Origin of the sequence: Yersinia fenwicki (assembly GCF_043099325.1) — a bacterium.
Taxonomy (GTDB): Bacteria; Pseudomonadota; Gammaproteobacteria; order Enterobacterales; family Enterobacteriaceae; genus Yersinia.
Window position 1 is genome coordinate 254,525 of record NZ_CP170755.1, and the last position, 20,351, is coordinate 274,875.

Sequence of the window (20,351 nt, forward strand, 5' to 3'; positions counted from 1 at the left end):
GTTGGGGTCGTAGCGACGTAAGTCGCCGGAGCGCCCCTAGGTGCGGTAAACCCTTCACTCACTGGTTTTGCCATTAATCTCGTATAACTCACTCTTTTACGGCTTGTGGCGCATTGACTACCGCAGGCTGTGGGCGTTGCTCCCGTGGGGTGGCATACCAATAACCCAGTCCCATAAATACCGCGCCTGACAGGGTATTTCCCAGTGTCACCCACAGCAGGTTATGACCGATACCGCTCAGGGTGTAAGCCTCGCTGTGATGACCGAACCAAGACAAGGCGAACAGCGTCATATTTGCTACGGAGTGTTCGTAACCGGAGGCAATAAAGGCCAGCAAGCACCACCAAATAGCGATAAATTTAGCTGCACCGTCTACCCGAATTGCCATCCAGATCGCCAGACAAACCAGCCAGTTACATAGTACACCCTTAAAGAATAAGGTCATAGCTGGCGCAGAGGTTTTTGCCAGCGCCGCGGTGTGCACTAAACTGGTATCCACTGACAGCAGGTTACCGCCGCCGTAGTAATAAAGCAGGGCAACAAAAACAGAACCCAGCAGATTCCCCAGCCAGGTTTGCGGCAGTACAGCCCACATTTGACTGGATTTGATGGTGCCCGCTTTGACCCCAAAGGTCAGGAACATGGTGTGGCCGGTAAACAGCTCTGAACCGGCGATAATCACCAAAGTCAGCGCCAGACCAAAGGTGGCCCCCATGACTAATGGGCGGTAAGCGGGATCAATCAGATTGCCCAGGGTGAAAATCAGAATAATGCCAAGGCCGACATAAGCACCGGCCATCGCTGAACCAATCCAAAAGCCCAGTGGGCTTTCTTTCGCCAGCTTGACGATACGCGCTGCATTGGCTGCGCATTTGTTAATGGTGTCTGTATACATACTCTATCCCAGTCCCCTTGCTCTTGACGCTGCAGCTGTGTTCGCTGCACTCACCAACCTGAATCACTGACTGCCGTTGATCTCAAAATAAATAAGCTCATCGGGATTAGCTCGTTGGCTGCCTTGCTGCAACGCCAATATCTTTGGGGATGATTGATGTTATTTTTGTTAAGGATCCAGATTGACCGGATCCCCCAGTTATCTATCACGCTTTGACTTGCACAATGCCGTCGTGAACCCGCGTATCAAAATGGGCAACCGAGCGCGTCTCATCTTCCAGACAGAAGCCATCATGTAGGCGAAAATGTTGTTTTTTTAGCGGGCTGGCCACCCACAAATCACCTTGATGCTCCGCAATTAATCCGCGCGAGAGCACACTGGCCTGTGCGAAGGGGTCGATGTTGCTAATGGCAAACACCTGTTCGTCCGCATAAGGACGGAATACCGCGACTTGATGCTCACCAATCAGGCCACATACGCCGCTACCGGGCAAAATATCGGCTAATGGGCAAAGTGGAATCCACTGACTCATAAGTTATCCTCCAGTTCCAGCACCCGAACAGGGATGCGTTCATCCGGACGGGCCGGGCGATGTTGTTCACGTTCAGGTACTACTTGTACATTCGGGTCACGTAGCGGGCTGTTGATAAAGTGGGCGAAACGGACTTGTGCAGCCGGGTTTTCGACGGTGACTTTCCATTCGCAGGTGACTTTATCGCGTAGGCGAGCAATATCCGCTTCGAGCTGGTCGTTAATGCCCAATTTGTCATCGAGAATGACGGCGCGTAGATAGTTAATGCCCCCTTCCAGACTTTCCAGCCATACCGAGGTGCGTTGCAGCTTATCGGCGGTGCGGATGTAGAACATCATAAAGCGGTCGAGATAGCGCATTAGGGTTTCTTTATCCAGATCTGCAGCCAGTAAATCTGCATGACGCGGTTTCATCCCTCCGTTGCCACAGACATACAGATTCCAGCCGTTTTCGGTGGCGATAATCCCGACATCTTTTCCCTGTGCTTCTGAACACTCACGGGTACAGCCGGAAACACCAAATTTCATTTTGTGTGGTGTACGGATGCCCTTGTAGCGGTGTTCCAGTGCGACACCGAAGCCAATACTATCGCCAACCCCAAAGCGGCACCAGGTACTACCGACACAGGTTTTTGCCATACGCAGTGCTTTGGCATAGGCGTGTCCGGTCTCAAAGCCCGCTTCAATCAACTGCGCCCAAATAGCCGGGAGATCGTCTTTTTGTGCGCCAAACATCCCGACGCGCTGTGAGCCGGTCAGTTTGGTATAGAGATTATATTGTTTGGCGATGCGGCCAATGGCCAGCAGACCATCAGGCGTGATTTCCCCACCCGGTGAACGCGGGATAACCGAGTAAGTGCCGTCTTTTTGGATATTGCCGAGGAAATTATCATTGGTATCCTGCAACGGGGTGTGTTGCGGCTCCAATATATATTCATTCCAGCAGGAGGCTAGCAGTGAGCCCACCGTCGGTTTACATACTTCACAGCCATAACCTTTGCCATATTTTTCCAGCAAGGCGTCAAAGCTTTTAATCCCTTCGACACGGATCAGGTGATATAGCTCTTGACGTGAATATGCGAAGTGTTCACACAAATGGTGATTAACTTCAATGCCTTGCTTGCTGAGTTCGGCATTCAACACTTGGGTCACTAAGGGAATGCAGCCGCCGCAACCGGTACCGGCTTTCGTCGCCGATTTAAGCGCTGCTACGGTATGGCAACCCTGGCCGATGGCTTGAATAATATCGCCTTTGGTGACATCAAAACAGGAGCAGATCTGTGCGGTATCCGGTAGGGAATCAACCCCCATCGCTGGTTTACTGCCCGCATGGGCTGGCAAAATCAGGCTATCGGGGTTTTCCGGTAGCTCAATATTATTCAGCGCTAATTGCAGTAGGTTACCGTAATCACTGGTATCACCCACCAGCACCGCCCCGAGCAGTTTTTTGTTGTCGGCACTGACCACCAGACGTTTGTAAATCTCTTTACTTTCATCGAGATAAACATAGCTTCGCGCGCCTTCAGTGCGACTGTGGGCATCACCAATCCCACCCACGTCTACACCGAGGAGCTTGAGTTTGGCGCTCATGTCTGCGCCCTGGAAGGCATTTTCGCGCCCCAGTAAATGGTCAGCCGTCACTTGGGCCATTTTGTAACCTGGTGCGACTAGCCCGAAAGTCCGTTCTTGCCATGATGCACATTCGCCAATGGCGTACACATCCGGGTCGGAGGTTTGGCAATAATCATTGATAGCAATACCACCACGGCGCGCTGTGGCTAAACCGCATTGGTGGGCCAGTTTGTCTTGTGGACGGATACCGGTGGAGAAGACGATAAAATCGACTTCCAACTGAGTGCCATCGGCAAACAGCATGGTTTTGCGGCTGTTTTGTCCAGTATGGACAATTTCTTGCGTATTTTTGCCAGTGTGAACTCTGACGCCCATGCGCTCAATCTTCTGGCGCAGTTGGTCACCACCCATTGGGTCAAGCTGTTCAGCCATTAATACCGGAGCAAACTCAATGACATGGGTTTCTACGCCGAGGCTTTTCAGTGCGCCTGCGGCTTCCAACCCTAACAATCCGCCACCAATGACTGCCCCGCGTTTGCTGCGGCGGGTGCAAGCTTCAATGGCATTTAAATCTTCAATGGTGCGGTAAACAAAGCAGTCTTGCCCTTCGCTGCCTTTAATCGGCGGGATCCACGGATAGGAGCCGGTCGCCATAATCAGCTTGTCGTAATAAAGAGTACGGCCGCTGTTGGAGTGGATGACTTTTTCTTTGCGGTTTATGGTAATAGCGCGCTCGCCAACCAGCACTTTGACGCCGTGCTTTTCATAAAAACCTTCGCGAACTAATGACAGTTCTTCCGCAGTGTGGTGGGAGAAGTAAGAAGAAAGATGAACCCGATCATAAGCGATGCGCGGTTCTTCGCAAAAGACGGTTATCTCAAATTGATCTTTATCTGCTTTATCTAATAAGTCTTCAATAAAGCGGTGGCCGACCATACCGTTGCCGATGATGGCAAGTTTGACTTTGCTCATTTTTGCCTCAATTTTTAATTTTCTACCCTCACCTTAATCTTCCGCACAGCGCACTCATTGATGTAAATCAATTTGCCAGCCATATACCTCTAAGGTGGTAGATGGCTGATTTTTAACGTTTTTTATAAGTTGTGGATTTCATTCATGTTTGGCTGAATGGTTTCAGTTTCGCTTTTTTTCTTCATTAAATTAAAACGGTGTTTTAGTAAAAGAAAATCGGCGAGTGGCGGTAGGTCGGGTAAGCTAAAGCGTAATAACGAAAGCAATCATGGAGTCATCTATGGCGGGCCAATCTTTAACGAATCATTTATTAAGCACAATTAATAATGTCCGCCTTGCTGGGCAAGCGGGGCTGTGGCAGATAGCCATTGCCGAGGGCAAAATCACGGCGATTGTGCCGCAACCGGAGCAGCCAGTAACCGGTGATGGGGTATTGGATGCCCAAGGTGGGCTGGCATTGCCGCCATTTGTTGAGCCGCATATTCATCTGGATACCACCCAAACTGCCGGGCAGCCAAGCTGGAATCAATCCGGCACCTTGTTTGAGGGCATTGAGCGCTGGGCTGAGCGTAAAGCCTCACTGACCCGGGATGATGTTAAGCAGCGCGCCTGGCAAACACTGAAGTGGCAAATAGCTAATGGTATTCAGTATGTCCGCACCCATGTTGATGTTTCGGACCCCAGCTTGACGGCTTTAAGTGCCATGTTGGAAGTCAAAGAAGAAGTCAGTCCGTGGGTGGATATGCAGATTGTGGCCTTCCCGCAAGAGGGAATTCTCTCCTATCCTGATGGTGCAGCGCTGTTAGAAGAGGCATTGCGGCTGGGTGCTGATGTGGTTGGCGCTATTCCTCACTTTGAATTTACCCGCGAATATGGCGTCGAATCGCTACATATCGCCTTTGCATTGGCGCAAAAGTATCAGCGGCTGGTGGATGTTCACTGTGATGAGATTGATGATGAGCAGTCGCGATTTGTCGAAACAGTGGCAGCATTGGCGCACCGGGAGAACATGGGCGCGCGGGTGACTGCCAGCCATACCACGGCGATGCACTCTTATAATGGTGCTTATGCCTCTCGGTTATTCTGCTTGCTGAAAATGTCAGGTATTAACTTTGTAGCCAATCCACTGGTGAATATTCATCTGCAAGGGCGTTTTGACACTTACCCCAAGCGGCGGGGTATTACGCGGGTGAAAGAGATGCTAGCGGCACAGATTAATGTCTGTTTCGGTCATGACGATGTGTTCGACCCGTGGTACCCGCTGGGCACCGCCAATATGTTGCAGGTATTACATATGGGGTTACATATCTGCCAGTTGATGGGATACGGCCAAATCAATGATGGATTGAATCTGATAACCACCCACAGTGCCAGAACCCTAAATTTATCAGATTATGGTGTGCAGCCGGGTAACAGTGCCAATCTGATTATTCTGCCAGCAGAAAACGGTTTTGATGCGGTGCGGCGGCAAGTGCCGGTGCATTATTCCATCCGCCACGGGGGGGTGATAGCGAAGACACAACCAGCAGAGAGCTGGATTTATCTCGGTCAGGAAGAGCGGGTAAATTTTAAATAAAGCGTATAAACAGAATTGCCCTGCAACCGATATGGCGGCAGGGCAATCAAACAGCTAAGTTAATGAGTCACGTGGCCGTGGCTGCGGTGCTTGGTGAAGAAGCCTAGGATCAGGCACATCACAAATACGGTCAGGTACAAGCCGTTGGCGGTTGCCAGTGCGGCATGAACACCACTATTAGCTACAATCGGGCCAGTTACCACGAAGGTCAACATGGTGCCGACAGTACCGCAGGTCAGAATGAAGTTCACCAGTTTTGGTGAAGACACTTTGGTTTGCAGTGAACCTAGCGTAATCAGCGTGGTGTAAATGGCACTAGAGACAAAACCTAACGCCAGAATGTAGTAGCTCAGGTGCTCTGGATTATCCGTACTGACAAACATGTACATCGCCAATGTTGCCAGCGCCGCTAACACGGTGACAATGCGTTGCAGGTCAAAGAAGCGCAGGATAAAGCTGAATACCCACATCCCAATCATATAGGAAATCCAGAAGTTACTGACCAATTGGCCAGCCTGATTGATATCCATGTTGAAGGTTTTGGTAGCGTATTCCGGTACCCACTGGATGAAACCGAGTTGGCCCAAGATATAACAGAGTGCGGCAATCGCCAGGAACAGCACACCCACACCCCACTTTTCTTTCACCACAGGCTTGCTTTGATCGGTGGCTTTATGGCCCAGAACCGGGAATTCAGAGCACAGTGTTAGCACGAAAATACCGACATATAACAAGCCGATGCAGGCATAGACCCAGTACCATTCGATATGGCGTGCCAGCAGCATTGCTGCGGCGACTGGGAAAATCATCCCGGCCATACTGAAGAATGAGTCGGTGAACAACAGGCGTGAACCGCGCTGACGTCCCTCATACATGTGGGTAATCAGGAAGGTACCTATCGACATGGTTATCCCGCTGACGACGCCGAGAATAAACATGCTGATGGAGAAGATCATTAGATTATGGCCAACCATTAATCCGGCAATGGCGATTAACATCAGAATGAAACCAAAGACTAACTGACGTTTTAATGGAATGATTTCCATCAACCAGGCATTCAGGAAGATAGAGATCAAAATACCGGCATTAAGGAAAGTGAATGTGTTACTCATACTGGCAATAGGCAGATTGAAATACTCTGCGATATTTCCCATCACCATCCCGGTGACAATAACTAACGCACCGGTCAGCGCGTATGAAAAGTAACTGATCCAAGTGAGTCGAAGGCGATTGCTGTTATTCATAGATGGAGCCTGTGTCAGCATAATGTTAAGTCAATAATAGTAAGAGCCTATATAAAAAGCGCTAAAACCATTTCTGCACTGAGGCGGCGGATCCTAGCACAGGCATAGTCAGTTTTTGTGATTTACATTCAATTTTTAATGCAATGAGTGGGACACGATTGCGAAAAATAGTGAGGTGTCACAATTTGCAGTGGAGATGCATTGATAAATATTCTGAATATGACAGGAGATGAGGATATTTTGAGTCTGTTTTCACACAAGGAAAGAGTGGCAGGAAGATGCATGTTACTCAGCGGAGAGTTTACATAAATACTATTTTTTAGGCGGCATAACTGACTCGCGCATGATAATCGCAGGTGGGAAACTGGCATTGGGAATCAATGGGTTTATTAGCAATTGAGTGGCATATCGCGCCATTTCTACAATGGGAAAATGTAAGCTGGTTAATGCCGGGCGGACAAATGGGGCGCGCTCGCCACTGTCATAGCAAAGCAACGAAATATCCTGTGGGACTTGCAAGTGATGCTTATTGATAGCGAGCAGAGCACCAATAGCCATTTCTTCGTTACAACAATATATAGCGGTGGGGTGGGGGGGGCGCTTGAGAATCTCATCTGCACGCTGATAGCCGCTTTCCAGGTCATAAACCCCTTCCACACAAGCTACCGGATCTAAATCGGCTAATTGCATCGCATCGATAAAGCCTTGACGACGCAATTCACTGGAATGGCGCTGCGCTGAACCACTGATACAAGCAATGTGGCGATGGCCAGCATCAATAAGTACCTGTGTTGCCATTTGGCTGGCACGGCGATGATCAAACGTAACACAACGGGCTTCCAGACCGGGAACCAGTCTATCCAATAAGACAAACGAACGGCCTGCTGCCGCTAACTGATGTAGCTTTTCATCACTGAGAAAACGGACATGCAGAATTAATCCATCGCAACGTAGGTTATACAGGCGCTGAATAGCCTGCCATTCCTTATCTGCGTTATCCCGCCCCTGAGTGACTAACAGCTGTTTACCCTGAGATTCGGCTTCAGTTTGGACAAAATCCATCAAAGCCCCAAAAAAACCTCCACGGTAGGATGTGGTCACTAACCCCAGCGTATTACTTTGGCTGGAGGCCAGTGCCCGTGCGGCAGGATTCGGGGTGTAGCCCAAAACTGCGACCGCTTGTTCTACTTTTTCACGCGTTTGCGCTTTAACATTGGTATCACCATTGACCACGCGGGATACCGTAGCGCGGGATACCCCGGCTAATACCGCGACGTCTTCCAGTGTGACCATTGCTGACTCCAATCCCCTTCATACTTGAAGTTGCAGGGGGAACTGCAACTCCAATTACGTAGAGTATAAAATGAATGAATGTTACAAATCTGCGAACTGCGGCAAGTAAAGTTTATTTACCTGAAGAACATCTTCTAGTAGTGGCTGAGCAATACTGGCGTTCCCAATCAGTGGATTGGTCACCAATGCTAACAAAGCACTACGGCGATCGCCGTGCACTGCAGCTTCAATCGTCAGACGCTCATAGGCTTTGACTTGCTGGGTTAGCCCATGCATGGAAACCGGTAAAGGGCCAAAAGTCAGTGGGTGTGCACCTTGCGCATCAACAATACAGTTGGTTTCTACCACGGAACCATCAGACAAACCACGAATCGCACCACGGTTTGTCGTATTCACAACTAGTTGCGTACCTAAATTATTATGAATTGCACGAATAAGTTCCAGTGCTACTTCAGAATAAAATGATCCACCACGGAAACTGAGTTGTTCCGGTTTACTATCCAGATGTGGGTCAGCGTACAGATCAAACAACTCTTTTTCTACCTGCATCACTTGTTCTGCGCGGGTGCCGCGTTCAGCTGCTGCAGCCATTTCTTCTGCCAGCATATCTTGTGTCTGGTAGAAATAGCGATGATAAGGGCAGGGGATAGCACCCATTGCTCGCAGGAACTCCGGTGGCCATGGTGCTTCTTTGATGTTGTTCATGGTCAGTGAAGCTCCGTCACACAACATGTTTAGCACATCTGCGGTGACGTTTTTACCCTGCTGGAGCACTTCATGCACCCATACCATGTGATTTAGGCCGGCAAAACGCAGCTGAATATCTTCATAAGGCGCATCCAGTAACTTTGCAATCATATGGTGCATACTGATCGGAACATTACACAGGCCAATAATCTTCGCTTTGCTATAGCGGGTTACTGCTTCGGTGACGATACCGGCTGGGTTGGTAAAATTGATTATCCAGGCATCCGGTGCCAGCTTTTCAACTTTCGCTGCAATATCTAGCATAACCGGAATAGTACGGAGCGCTTTGGCAAAACCGCCGACCCCCGTGGTCTCTTGTCCGAGTAAGTTATATTTCAAACCCAAGCGCTCATCTGCCGCCCGTGCCGGGAGTTGGCCGACACGGAATTGTGTCAGAACGAAACTGGCACCTTCAATGGCGGTATCCAATGAGAAGTGAACACTAACTTTCACCTGTTCCAACCCGTGACGATCCAGCATTCTGCGGGTCAGTGCGGCAATAATCTCCACTTTTTGACGGCCTAACTCGACATCAGCCAGTGCCAGTTCGGTAACTGGTAGTTGGTCAATTCGCTGAATTAATCCATCGACTAGCTCAGGGGTATAACTACTGCCGCCGCCAACAATGGCAATTTTAAAGGTTTTCATATTTGGCCTCCACATGAGTAAATTATAAATGAGAGCGCTCTCATTTGAGAGAAGACTAACGATTAACCAAAAACAAAATGGGATGCTGCTCGCAAAAATGACAGCCTTAGATCAAGGAAATAAGCAAGACGTGATCCCGGTTGCAGAATTTCAGCATTGTCTGAGATTGGGTAGATGATTTAGTTTCGCTAATTAATATCTACGATGCGGTTTAATGGCCGAAGTAGTGAGTTTTCTGCGAAAATGCCTATTCTGTTACGTAAATAACCGTAAATGGGTGGCATTGAGCGGGTCAGCTCTCTAGAATCAAAGCGCTTTTCCGTTGTTCGCATCCCACAGAAAGGAACCGTTAATGTTCAAACGTACTTTAGTGACCTTCATTGCAATTTGCTCCCTAAGCGCCGTGGTGCCCGCAGCTTTAGCCGCCGGTGAACCTCATGTGTTGTTAACAACGTCGGTTGGGAATATTGAGTTGGAACTCAATAGCCAGAAGGCACCGGTTTCAACACAGAATTTCGTTGATTACGTCAACAACGGCTATTACAACAACACTATTTTCCACCGCGTTATCCCCGGTTTTATGATTCAGGGCGGGGGCTTTACTGCCGATTTCAAACAAAAGACGGCTAAAACGCCGATCAAAAATGAAGCAGATAACGGCTTGCGTAACCTGCGTGGCACCATTTCCATGGCCCGTACCGCAGATAAAGACAGCGCCACCAGCCAGTTCTTCCTCAACGTGGCAGATAATGCTTTCCTCGATCATGGCCAACGTGACTTTGGCTATGCCGTGTTCGGTAAAGTGGTTAAGGGGATGGATGTGGTAGAGAAAATCTCTCAGGTTCAGACAGAAAACGTCGGGCCATACCAAAATGTGCCGGTGAAACCGATCACTATTCTGTCGGCAAAAGTTTTACCTTAATGATTTAGTCGTCAGCCTTCTTCCCCGAAGGCTGATATACCCTGCTAACATCCCATCCTCATCAGAAATTAATCCTTTTGCCTGACCAGGTTGCATATAATCAATTATCTGTCTCAGTTGGGGGTAACGGTTTATGAGTGAAGCATTGCTTATCGCGAAGGCACAGCCGGCAAAGGATTTAGTAATTTTATCGGCATTAGCAAACCGTCATGGCTTGATTACTGGTGCGACAGGTACGGGTAAGACCGTCACGCTACAAAAAATGGCCGAGCAATTTTCCCGCATTGGCGTGCCGGTATTTCTGGCTGATGTGAAAGGCGATTTATCCGGTATCGGTGCTGAAGGTGTTGAGTCTGAAAAGCTGCAAGCAAGGTTGGCGGCTATTGGGGTGTCAGACTGGCAACCCCAAGCGTGCCCGATTGTGCCTTGGGATATTTTCGCTGAAAAAGGCCATCCAATCCGAGCCACCATTTCCGATCTTGGCCCGTTACTGCTGGGACGTTTGCTTGATCTCAATGACGTGCAAAGTGGTGTACTGCAATTGGTATTTAAAATTGCGGATGACAACAACCTACTGCTGCTGGACATGAAAGACTTACGCGCCATCGTGCAATTCGTTGGCGATAATGCAAAACAGTTCCGCACCCAATACGGCAATATTACACCCGCCTCGATTGGCGCTATCCAGCGCGGTTTACTGACTTTAGAAGAGCAGGGCGCTAATCAATTTTTTGGCGAGCCGATGTTGGACATTCACGACTTGATGCGAACTGACAGCAATGGGCAAGGGGTTATCAATCTGCTGGCCGCTGACCGTCTGATTAATCAACCAAAACTGTATGCAATTTTTCTGCTTTGGTTGCTAGCTGAACTTTTTGAGCAATTACCTGAAGTGGGTGATGTCGATAAACCTAAATTAGTCTTTTTCTTTGATGAGGCCCATTTGTTGTTTACCGATGCCCCGACTGCGCTGGTGGATAAAGTTGAGCAAGTGGTACGGCTGATTCGCTCTAAAGGGGTTGGCATCTATTTCGTGACACAAAACCCATTGGATATTCCTGATAAAATTCTCGGCCAATTGGGCAATCGTGTGCAGCATGCTCTACGTGCCTTTACTCCACGGGATCAAAAGGCGGTTAAATCTGCGGCACAAACGATGCGCGCTAACCCGGCATTCAGCGCCGAACAGGTGATTACCGAGCTGGGTGTTGGCGAAGCACTTATTTCCTTCCTTGATGAGAAAGGGCGGCCCAATATCGTTGAGCGCGCTATGGTGATTGCCCCGCAATCTAAAATGGGTGCACTGGACACTGCAGCACGTAATCACGCGATCAATCATTCACCACTGTATGGCCGCTATGAAGAGAGGGTGGATCGCGAGTCGGCTTATGAGAAGTTATCAGCAGGTGGCTCCTCCACCTTGGGAGACGCGGCTCCAGACGGTTCGACAGCTCCGCAGCAGCCGAGTAGTCAGGGCGGCGGATTGATGGATGGACTGAATGATTTGCTATTTGGTTCTACTGGCCCACGTGGTGGCAAGCGTGATGGTATCGTTCAGACTGCGGCTAAAAGTATGGCACGCGATCTGGGACGACAAATTTTGCGCGGTGTTCTGGGGTCAATTACTGGTGGGCGCAAGCGCTAACCTGATTTTTTGGATATGAAATGCTGTTATTGATCGATAATTACGATTCGTTTACCTACAACCTGTACCAGTATTTTTGCGAGCTGGGCGCAGAGGTGGTGGTTAAACGCAATGATGAAGTACAACTAACTGATATTGAAAAACTATCACCTTCTCATTTGGTTATTTCCCCCGGTCCTTGTACCCCCAATGAGGCCGGGATCTCCCTGGATGCTATTCGTCATTTTGCTGATAAATTACCCATACTGGGCGTATGCTTGGGTCATCAGGCACTAGGGCAGGCTTTTGGGGCGCGTATCGTGCGGGCGCGACAAGTGATGCATGGTAAAACGACAGCAATTCGCCACAGTGGGCAGGGTGTTTTCTGTGGGCTTAATCAGCCGCTAACGGTTACCCGTTATCATTCTTTAGTGATTGCCGCCGATTCATTGCCTGATTGTTTTGAACTGACCGCATGGACAGAGCAGGACGGAGTGATGGATGAGATTATGGGTATCCGCCATCGCACCTTGCCACTGGAAGGGGTGCAGTTTCATCCGGAGAGCATTCTTAGCGAGCAAGGCCATCAATTATTAGATAATTTCCTTAAAAATTAATCTGTTGAGATCTACTTTGTCCATTGGTTGATTTTTTGTTTGCTTGGTTATGATTTTTTATGCATATTTTATGATTATATTTTCACGTGTCATAAATTGGCAGCTCAATGGTTTATTAGGATGGACAGCGTAATGGCAGATAAGTTAGCAGTAACTCGCAGTACATTTGATCAGGTTATTTTGCCTGTTTATGCGCCTGCGCAGTTTATCCCGGTAAAAGGGAAAGGTAGCCGCGTGTGGGATCAACAAGGTACGGAATACATTGATTTTGCAGGTGGAATTGCGGTTACTGCATTGGGTCATTGCCATCCTGCACTGGTGGCAGCATTGCATCAGCAAGGTGAAATGTTATGGCATACCAGTAATGTATTTACCAATGAGCCAGCACTGCGTTTGGCGCAGAAACTGATTGCAGCAACCTTTGCCGATCGGGTGTTTTTCGCCAACTCGGGTGGTGAGGCGAATGAGGCGGCGTTTAAGTTAGCGCGTCATTACGCCATTGAACGCCATAGTCCTTATAAAACTAAAATCATTGCGTTCCATAATGCATTTCATGGGCGCACGCTGTTTACTGTATCTGTTGGTGGGCAGCCAAAGTATTCCGATGGGTTTGGCCCAAAACCGGCGGATATTATCCACGTGCCATTTAATGATCTGGCGGCGGTAAAAGCCGTCATGGACGACCACACTTGTGCAGTCGTGCTGGAGCCTATTCAGGGTGAAGGTGGGATTACTGCTGCCACGCCTGAGTTCCTACAAGGGGTTCGTGCGCTTTGTGATCAACATAAAGCGCTGTTGGTATTTGATGAAGTGCAAAGCGGTATGGGGCGCAGCGGTAAGCTGTTTACCTACATGCATTATGGTGTGACGCCAGATATCCTCACGACAGCTAAAGCTCTGGGGGGCGGGTTCCCTGTCAGTGCGATGCTGACCACAGAGGAAATTGCATCGGTGATGGCGGTAGGCACGCATGGCACCACCTATGGCGGCAATCCTCTCGCCTGTGCGGTTGCAGAAGCCGCGCTGGATGTCATTAACACCCCTGAGGTACTTAATGGTATTGAACAGCGCCACGGCCTATTTGTGCAAGCTCTGCAAGATATCAATAACAAGTATCATGTGTTCAGTGATATCCGCGGCATGGGGCTATTGATTGGCGCTGAATTAGCACCGCAATACCAGGGGCGCGCGCGCGAGTTCCTGACAGCCGCGGCAGCGAATGGCTTGATGATCCTCAATGCCGGGCCAGATGTGTTGCGATTAGCACCTTCGCTGGTGATTGAGCAAGAAGATATTCAGCAAGGTATGGCGCGTTTGGAACATGTGATTGCTAGCCTGGTGCAAGGGTAAATAAGCCCGTGGAGAGATTTTAACCTCTCCACTTTAGGCGCTTCTCTGTTACTTGCCCCGACGCCAAATACCGTGGTGCGGTTGTTGCTGCCATGCCAGAGATGAAACGGTATGCATTACGCTGAGATGTGACAAGATGCGTCGTAAATTGCGTTCCGATTCAGATATTTGTGTATCAGGGTTGATATCTGACATTTGAACAAAATCGTTATTCCCCTCACTATTATCCGACTCCAGCCGTTGCTGGCATTGCTGAATCGCCATCTCACAAAGCTGTAAATATTCTTCCGCCAATTTTACAGTCAGCTGAATGTGGTGTTTATCTGATTCCAGCGGTGATTCTTCTAATGGATAGGCGCGAGTCAGGATAGTCATCTCATTGATATGCCCAACAATAAGCTCGCTATGGGTGGCCCATAGGCGCATGTCGGCTAAATATTTTGAGTTAAATCCTGGTTCCTGCATGGCCTGATTGAGTGAACTCAGAACAGCATTGCTGGCTTTGTTCACCTGAATGCGTTCATAGGCGAGCTGCCCAATATCTGGGTTTGGTTTCAGTAGGATGCGTAGAATCTTCTGATAACTCTCTAGTGCTTGATGCGCATTCTTTCGTAGCAAACCGCTTTGCCACTGTGGCCACAACCATAGTGCGCTGGCGAAGGCTAATGCACAGCCGATTAAGGTATCCAGCAATCGTGGAACTAAAAAGTCGGCACCCTCTCCGGTCAATAACTGCAAGATATACACTGTAGTGATGGTTCTAAAGATGACTGACCAGCCATAGTTTTTGCGTTGAACCAGATAGGCGACCAGTGTGATGAGCAACATGATGCTCAGCGTAGTCCCTTCCGGCATTTGAAAATGCAGTAGGGCCGCTGCAAGTAACAACCCAATCAGAGTACCTAGAGCTCGGTGGTGAATCCGAATTTTAGTGGCGTTATAGCCGTTCTGCGTCACCAGCATGATGGTGAGTAAAATCCAATAAGGTTTAGGCAGATGGATCAGACTACCGACATAACTACCTGCTGCCAGCGTCACGCCCATGCGGCCTGCATCACGCAATGCACTGGATTTAAATGATAAATAGCTGACAAGTGCGGGCCAGAATGGTTGAGGTAGTTGGTTGCACATCAAATCGCGTTCATATTGCGGGCGCTGGTCACTCAGAATCTGGATAATGTGGCTGATATGGTAATAGCAGAATTGTGCCACCGGATTATCTGGATGTTGCTGGGCAACTTCTTCCAGCTCGACCAGAGCATCACCGGCACTGAAATGAGTCTTCGCGCGGTGGTGATAGAGAATATTATCGGCGATGGTGCGCATTTGTGTTGAGATAATCTGCATATTACGCTCAAGGATGGCCTCTATCGAACTTTGCTCTATCAGTTCTTCCGCCTTTTCTGACTGATTCATCGCCGCAGTGATATGTTCCTGCAAATCAAGCGCCATCTGGAAGAGAATCAGTAGCCGCTTTTGCTCTTTTTGGGTGGCATTGTGTAGCAGGTTAAACTGTTGATAAAGTTGGTTAATTTTATCCATAATGCCTTGCTGTCTATCCAGCAGGGCTTGCATCATCTTTTCCGCTTTCTGGCGCTGACGGAGCAAAGAGTACGCAGCATCGCAATAATCGGCCAACAGATGGTAAAGCTGACTCAGTGGTTCGCGGATGGGTTGGTCTTTACATAACCGAAACCATAGCCAGGTAAATACCCCGTACCAGAGGGTCCCCACAGCACACATCAATGGTGCTTGCCAAATAGGCGCACGACCTACCATGCTGAGACTGAAAATCGCGGCGATCAATGCGGCTGGGAGCAGCCGGCCATTGAGCTGGCTGATGGCACCACTTACCCCCAACATTAATGCGAGACCAAGCATCACTACCGGCAATGGGATATCCCACAGCAGTAATTGTTGAGTCAGAAAACTACTGAAAGTAAAGAGCGTTCCGCCGACAATCAGCCGCCGGAAGAAATATTGATGGGGAGTATCGAGCGAAGCAATATTACAACAGGCCGGTATCAGAGAGAACATCAACCCCAGCCGCAATTCACCAAAGGCAAATCCCAACGCCGCCGGTAAGCAGAGAACCAGTGTTTGGCGGAGCGCATAATTAACTTCAGGATGATAAATAAGCCGTTGCCATTTCATATAGGCCCAGAAATTTATTAATTACACAAAATAATACCCTAAATAATTCGAGTTGCAGGAAGGCGGCAATTGAGCAAATTCCCAAGAGTCTACTTACTGTAAGCTCAACAACCAGTAAGTGACTGGGGTGACAAATCGATCTGGAACCGATTTGAACACTGTTTGCAGCGGCCTCGAAGAGGCGAGGCCCATGGACGGGCCGAGTAATGAAAGCAACCAACACACATGCAGCTTGAAGTATAACGGGTATAAATGAAGAAAACCGGTGCCGAGGTAGCGGCACCGGTTTATAGGGAATTAACGAGTGCCGTAAACGACAATCGTTTTACCGTGTGCGGAGATCAGATTTTGATCTTCCAGCATTTTTAGTATCCGCCCCACAGTTTCGCGGGAGCAGCCAACTATTTGACCAATTTCCTGGCGAGTAATCTTTATCTGCATCCCATCTGGGTGGGTCATGGCATCAGGTTGTTTTGCCAGATTAAGCAGCGTTTGTGCAATGCGTCCAGTCACATCAAGGAAAGCAAGGTTACCCACTTTCTCAGATGTTATCTGTAAGCGATTCGCCATTTGTGAAGACAGGCGCATCAAGATATCTGGATTGACCTGAATTAACTGGCGGAATTTTTTGTAAGAAATTTCAGCCACTTCACAGGCAGTTTTTGCTCTGACCCAGGCACTACGTTCTTGGCCTTCTTCAAATAATCCAAGTTCGCCGATGAAATCTCCCTGATTTAGATAGGAGAGAATCATCTCTTTACCTTCTTCATCTTTGATAAGCACCGCAACGGAGCCTTTCACGATGTAGTAAAGCGTTTCGGCCTTTTCACCTTGGTGAATTAGCGTACTCTTCGATGGATATTTGTGGATATGGCAATGAGACAGGAACCATTCGAGAGTCGGGTCTGTTTGTGGCTTGCCGAGAACCATTCGCTGTTATCCTCTGTTGTTATCGCTGCCTAACTTAACAGGGCTCAGAGTTCCCTGTACGGCGTGCTTATAAAATACACTTTCTCTTAGCATATTAATTTGCTCAACTGCCGAAAGGTATAGCCAAGATACGTACCGGATAGAAACCCTTCACTGAGTATTGAGAAGCTACCCTATTTAATTCTAAAAACAATACTTTCGGTTCTGTTTGTAGCACAGGATGAGGCTAGTGTCTTGTGTTGTATCGCTTCAGCATGATGAACATCGGGTTACATTGCCAGTTTGTAAATGAAAGCGTAGTCTGAATCGGAAAATTTAACCGGGAGCAAGAGTTATGCAGGCACGTGTAAAGTGGGTTGAAGGGCTAACATTTTTAGGTGAGTCCGCTTCAGGTCATCAAATTTTAATGGATGGGAATGCTGGAGACAAAGCGCCAAGTCCGATGGAAATGTTGTTAATGTCGGCCGGTGGCTGTAGTGCAATTGATGTCGTTTCTATCTTACAGAAAGGGCGTAACGATGTGCGCGATTGCGAAGTGACGTTAACGTCCCAGCGCCGGGAAGAAGCTCCGCGCCTGTTTACGCAAATTAACCTGCATTTTATTGTCAGTGGCAAAGGCCTGACGGATAAAATCGTTGAGCGCGCGGTTGAACTCTCGGCCGAGAAGTATTGCTCGGTTTCTTTAATGTTGGGGAAAGCGGCGACCATTACCCATAGTTTTGAAATCCGTGACATCGCGTAATTAACCCCTTCGTATTTGAAGCTGCAGGGTTGTTAGCTGCACTCGCTCACCCGAATCACTTACTTATGTAAGCTCATCGGGATGAGTTCGCTTGCCGCCTACCTGCAGCCCCAACTACTTTGGGTTGGGATAGCGTCAAATTATTTTTTCTTTCCAGCAATTGCTTTACTGCGGCTTCAAGGACGAAGGATTAACCGATTTTTTTACCTTCCAGCAATTGCTGCACCAACGGTGCCATAATCAGCTCCATTGCCAGCCCCATCTTCCCGCCGGGTACGACCAATGTATTGATATTGGAAATAAACGACCCTTGCAACATTGCGAGCAAGTAGGGGAAATCGATTTGATCCAAACCTCTGAAATGAATGACGACAAAACTTTCATCCAGTGACGGAATGGCTTTGGCGGCAAACGGATTTGAGGTATCAACCGTCGGAACACGTTGGAAGTTAATATGGGTGCGTGAGAACTGTGGCGTAATGTAATTAATGTAGTCGTCCATAGATCGCACCACCGAATCCATGACCGCTTCACGGGAATGGCCGCGCTCGCCGGTATCACGGACTAATTTCTGAATCCACTCCAGGTTGACTATCGGTACCACGCCGACCAGCAAGTCGACATGTTTTGCGACATCATGATGTTCGGTCACGACCCCGCCGTGCAGACCTTCATAAAACAGCACATCAGTGGGTTCCGGCAACGCCTCCCAAGGGGTGAATGTGCCTGGGATCTGGTTATAGGGCACGGCTTCATCATAGGTATGGAGATACTTACGTGAGCGCCCGGTTCCATGCTCGCCGTATTGCGACACACTCTCTTCTAACTGACCAAAGTCATTGGCTTCTGGGCCAAAATAGCTAATATGTCGGCCTTGATCCCGTGCCTTACGGATGACGGTATCCATTTCAGGACGGGTATAACGATGGAAGCTGTCACCTTCAATCTGCGCTGCGCGGATATTCAATTGCTGAAAAATTTTGCGAAATGCCAGACTGGTGGTGGTTGTCCCTGCGCCACTTGAGCCGGTGACGGCTATAACCGGATGTTTAATTGACATATTAGCTGTAACTCCATGGGGTGAGATCCTCAGTGGGCGGGCTTAAACGGTCTATTTTTTCTTGTTAATGGGTATTTTTAGGGCAAAGTGCCCGGCTTGTCACCCTGATTTTACTTAGAGAATAGGGTGACAACGCAGGGGTTATGGTTGCTCTTCGGCTCCGGCACGAAAGGCACCGCGCGGCATGATATTGATGGTTTCGTGTAACTCTGACCAAACTAATACGGCCTCACCACTGGCTAATTGACGGCGCACGTCTTCGACTTTTTGTGCCAATGACCGCTCATGTTCGCCGTAGTCCGTGCCTTCACGTAGCACAAAGGCTTCCAGCAGATTATCCAGCGTTTCGCTGTCGACTTGCTGCCAGGGGATGATCATGACTGTTGCTCCAAATAGGGGGAAAGCCAGGCTGGAATACGTTGTTCCAACCACATTTGTGGATGTTTTAATGAGCCACTGACAAAACCGACATGGCCGCCATGCTCCGTTAACTGATAATCAATATTGTCCGGTAACTCGCGTAGATTCGGGATGACCTCGGCCGTCATGAATGGATCATCTTTGGCATGAATGATAAGCAGTGGAGTCGTAATTTGCGGCAATAACGGTAAAGCGCTGCAACGTCGATAGTAATCCAGTGCATCATTGAAGCCATGTATTCTTGCCGTGATGACATCATCAAACTCTTTGATTCGCCGCAATCCTTTCAATTGAGGCAGATCCAACGGCAGGCTTCCGGGGTAATGCAACAGCTTGCGGGTGGCATTTAACTTCAGTTGGTTCAACAAATAGTGCTGATAGACGCGAGAGAAACCTTGTTCCATACGATTAGCACAAGGTTCAAGCATCAGTGGTGCAGAAACCACCACGGCTGCCTCTAATAAGCTCTCTTGTCCTTGAGCGGCCAACTGCCCTTGTTCAGCCAAATAGAGCGCCAGCATATTGCCACCCAAAGAGACGCCAACCGCAGCGGTGGGAACCTGACCATAGCTCTCCCGCAACCAACGCAGAAAGAATCGGGCATCTTCTGTTTCACCAGAATGATAAATACGTGATTTACGATTAGGTTCGCCACTGCATCCGCGAAAATGCATCACCACACCCAGCCACCCTTTATCTTGCCAGGCGCGTAGCAAGCCATGGGCATAGGGGCTGTAAAAATTTCCTTCCAGCCCGTGGAATAGCACGACTCTGGGTTTATCCCGTGCCAGCTCGGGGTTTTCACTCCAGGCCAGATCGACAAAATCCCCATCGGGCAATTCCAGCCGTTGCCAAAAAGGTTGCAGTTGAACCCGCCGCCTGACCAGCCGTGGCAGCAGCGTTTGCAGATGTGGGTTGCTGGCACCGGCCAGCGGACGAAATATTTCATGCATATGGTGAATGGAAATCATGTTGTTGCTCTTGTGTGATCAATAGCACACTGTTAGCTTCATGGGTATATCGCGCATCATTTTGGGTGAGAGGCACCCGTCTC

General features: G+C 48.9%; 17 protein-coding genes. 6 read left to right on the plus strand and 11 right to left on the minus strand.

The features are described 5' to 3' along the window. Positions 1-88: 88 nt before the first annotated feature. The 3 genes from nirC to nirB all read right to left on the minus strand — a co-directional run bounded on the left by nirC (position 89) and on the right by nirB (position 3,970). Positions 89-895, minus strand: a complete 807-nt coding sequence (nirC, locus tag ACF3VQ_RS01025) for a nitrite transporter NirC (protein ID WP_392433057.1) — start codon at positions 893-895, stop codon at positions 89-91. Positions 896-1,100: 205 nt separating this feature from the next. Continuing rightward, complete coding sequence (gene nirD / locus ACF3VQ_RS01030; RefSeq protein ID WP_392433058.1) at positions 1,101-1,427, minus strand: nitrite reductase small subunit NirD; 327 nt, start codon at positions 1,425-1,427, stop codon at positions 1,101-1,103. Next, positions 1,424-3,970 (minus strand): nitrite reductase large subunit NirB, encoded by a 2,547-nt coding sequence (gene nirB, locus ACF3VQ_RS01035; protein ID WP_392433059.1) that lies wholly within the window; start codon positions 3,968-3,970, stop codon positions 1,424-1,426. Before nirB ends, nirD begins: the two co-directional genes overlap by 4 nt. Before the next feature lie 280 nt (positions 3,971-4,250). Between nirB and ACF3VQ_RS01040 the strand changes: the two genes are divergently transcribed. Further along, positions 4,251-5,546 (plus strand): cytosine deaminase, encoded by a 1,296-nt coding sequence (locus ACF3VQ_RS01040; RefSeq protein ID WP_392433060.1) that lies wholly within the window; start codon positions 4,251-4,253, stop codon positions 5,544-5,546. Between the two features lie 59 nt (positions 5,547-5,605). Here ACF3VQ_RS01040 and tsgA read toward each other — a convergent pair whose 3' ends face one another. The 3 genes from tsgA to ACF3VQ_RS01055 form a co-directional block, all read right to left on the minus strand. Then, complete coding sequence (tsgA, locus tag ACF3VQ_RS01045; protein WP_392433061.1) at positions 5,606-6,790, minus strand: MFS transporter TsgA; 1,185 nt, start codon at positions 6,788-6,790, stop codon at positions 5,606-5,608. 312 nt (positions 6,791-7,102) lie between these two features. Further along, complete coding sequence (locus tag ACF3VQ_RS01050) at positions 7,103-8,083, minus strand: LacI family DNA-binding transcriptional regulator (protein ID WP_392433062.1); 981 nt, start codon at positions 8,081-8,083, stop codon at positions 7,103-7,105. Positions 8,084-8,164: 81 nt separating this feature from the next. After that, the gene (locus tag ACF3VQ_RS01055; protein WP_392433063.1) at positions 8,165-9,478 is read right to left on the minus strand and encodes a 6-phospho-beta-glucosidase; all 1,314 of its coding nucleotides are present in this window, start codon (positions 9,476-9,478) and stop codon (positions 8,165-8,167) included. A gap of 352 nt (positions 9,479-9,830) precedes the next feature. On the opposite strand from ACF3VQ_RS01055, the gene ppiA reads away from it, so the two are divergent. The 4 genes from ppiA to ACF3VQ_RS01075 all read left to right on the plus strand — a co-directional run bounded on the left by ppiA (position 9,831) and on the right by ACF3VQ_RS01075 (position 13,991). After that, positions 9,831-10,400, plus strand: a complete 570-nt coding sequence (ppiA, locus tag ACF3VQ_RS01060) for a peptidylprolyl isomerase A (protein WP_392433064.1) — start codon at positions 9,831-9,833, stop codon at positions 10,398-10,400. Positions 10,401-10,533: 133 nt separating this feature from the next. Beyond that, positions 10,534-12,045, plus strand: a complete 1,512-nt coding sequence (locus ACF3VQ_RS01065; protein ID WP_392433065.1) for a helicase HerA-like domain-containing protein — start codon at positions 10,534-10,536, stop codon at positions 12,043-12,045. A gap of 20 nt (positions 12,046-12,065) precedes the next feature. Further along, positions 12,066-12,641, plus strand: coding sequence for an aminodeoxychorismate synthase component II (locus ACF3VQ_RS01070; protein WP_392433066.1), 576 nt, complete (start codon positions 12,066-12,068; stop codon positions 12,639-12,641). A 132-nt stretch (positions 12,642-12,773) separates the two neighbouring features. Next, a complete protein-coding gene (locus tag ACF3VQ_RS01075; RefSeq protein ID WP_392433067.1) occupies positions 12,774-13,991 on the plus strand; it encodes an aspartate aminotransferase family protein in 1,218 nt (405 codons plus the stop codon). A gap of 48 nt (positions 13,992-14,039) precedes the next feature. Here the strand turns inward: ACF3VQ_RS01075 and ACF3VQ_RS01080 are convergent, their stop codons facing one another. Together ACF3VQ_RS01080 and crp are read right to left on the minus strand one after the other, a co-directional pair. Further along, complete coding sequence (locus tag ACF3VQ_RS01080) at positions 14,040-16,145, minus strand: YccS/YhfK family putative transporter (RefSeq protein ID WP_392433068.1); 2,106 nt, start codon at positions 16,143-16,145, stop codon at positions 14,040-14,042. Between the two features lie 297 nt (positions 16,146-16,442). Beyond that, positions 16,443-17,075 (minus strand): cAMP-activated global transcriptional regulator CRP, encoded by a 633-nt coding sequence (gene crp / locus ACF3VQ_RS01085; RefSeq protein ID WP_002212297.1) that lies wholly within the window; start codon positions 17,073-17,075, stop codon positions 16,443-16,445. A 334-nt stretch (positions 17,076-17,409) separates the two neighbouring features. Here crp and ACF3VQ_RS01090 point away from each other — a divergent pair, with 334 nt between their 5' ends. Further along, a complete protein-coding gene (locus tag ACF3VQ_RS01090; protein WP_392433069.1) occupies positions 17,410-17,817 on the plus strand; it encodes an OsmC family protein in 408 nt (135 codons plus the stop codon). Positions 17,818-18,007: 190 nt separating this feature from the next. Here the strand turns inward: ACF3VQ_RS01090 and ACF3VQ_RS01095 are convergent, their stop codons facing one another. From ACF3VQ_RS01095 to ACF3VQ_RS01105, 3 genes are all read right to left on the minus strand, one after another. After that, on the minus strand, positions 18,008-18,877 hold the full coding sequence (locus ACF3VQ_RS01095) for a phosphoribulokinase (protein ID WP_005159760.1): 870 nt from the start codon (positions 18,875-18,877) through the stop codon (positions 18,008-18,010). 141 nt (positions 18,878-19,018) lie between these two features. After that, a complete protein-coding gene (locus tag ACF3VQ_RS01100; protein ID WP_392433070.1) occupies positions 19,019-19,255 on the minus strand; it encodes a YheU family protein in 237 nt (78 codons plus the stop codon). Then, positions 19,252-20,250, minus strand: a complete 999-nt coding sequence (locus ACF3VQ_RS01105; RefSeq protein WP_392435768.1) for a hydrolase — start codon at positions 20,248-20,250, stop codon at positions 19,252-19,254. The genes ACF3VQ_RS01100 and ACF3VQ_RS01105 overlap by 4 nt, the downstream gene beginning before the upstream one ends. Positions 20,251-20,351: the final 101 nt, after the last annotated feature.

Bases quoted from the DNA above. Each gene is read 5' to 3' on its own strand.
- nirC (WP_392433057.1), bottom strand. From the start codon at position 895: ATGTATACAGACACCATTAACAAATGCGCAGCCAATGCAGCGCGTATC.
- nirD (WP_392433058.1), bottom strand. From the start codon at position 1,427: ATGAGTCAGTGGATTCCACTTTGCCCATTAGCCGATATTTTGCCCGGT.
- nirB (WP_392433059.1), bottom strand. From the start codon at position 3,970: ATGAGCAAAGTCAAACTTGCCATCATCGGCAACGGTATGGTCGGCCAC.
- ACF3VQ_RS01040 (WP_392433060.1), top strand. From the start codon at position 4,251: ATGGCGGGCCAATCTTTAACGAATCATTTATTAAGCACAATTAATAAT.
- tsgA (WP_392433061.1), bottom strand. From the start codon at position 6,790: ATGAATAACAGCAATCGCCTTCGACTCACTTGGATCAGTTACTTTTCA.
- ACF3VQ_RS01050 (WP_392433062.1), bottom strand. From the start codon at position 8,083: ATGGTCACACTGGAAGACGTCGCGGTATTAGCCGGGGTATCCCGCGCT.
- ACF3VQ_RS01055 (WP_392433063.1), bottom strand. From the start codon at position 9,478: ATGAAAACCTTTAAAATTGCCATTGTTGGCGGCGGCAGTAGTTATACC.
- ppiA (WP_392433064.1), top strand. From the start codon at position 9,831: ATGTTCAAACGTACTTTAGTGACCTTCATTGCAATTTGCTCCCTAAGC.
- ACF3VQ_RS01065 (WP_392433065.1), top strand. From the start codon at position 10,534: ATGAGTGAAGCATTGCTTATCGCGAAGGCACAGCCGGCAAAGGATTTA.
- ACF3VQ_RS01070 (WP_392433066.1), top strand. From the start codon at position 12,066: ATGCTGTTATTGATCGATAATTACGATTCGTTTACCTACAACCTGTAC.
- ACF3VQ_RS01075 (WP_392433067.1), top strand. From the start codon at position 12,774: ATGGCAGATAAGTTAGCAGTAACTCGCAGTACATTTGATCAGGTTATT.
- ACF3VQ_RS01080 (WP_392433068.1), bottom strand. From the start codon at position 16,145: ATGAAATGGCAACGGCTTATTTATCATCCTGAAGTTAATTATGCGCTC.
- crp (WP_002212297.1), bottom strand. From the start codon at position 17,075: ATGGTTCTCGGCAAGCCACAAACAGACCCGACTCTCGAATGGTTCCTG.
- ACF3VQ_RS01090 (WP_392433069.1), top strand. From the start codon at position 17,410: ATGCAGGCACGTGTAAAGTGGGTTGAAGGGCTAACATTTTTAGGTGAG.
- ACF3VQ_RS01095 (WP_005159760.1), bottom strand. From the start codon at position 18,877: ATGTCAATTAAACATCCGGTTATAGCCGTCACCGGCTCAAGTGGCGCA.
- ACF3VQ_RS01100 (WP_392433070.1), bottom strand. From the start codon at position 19,255: ATGATCATCCCCTGGCAGCAAGTCGACAGCGAAACGCTGGATAATCTG.
- ACF3VQ_RS01105 (WP_392435768.1), bottom strand. From the start codon at position 20,250: ATGCATGAAATATTTCGTCCGCTGGCCGGTGCCAGCAACCCACATCTG.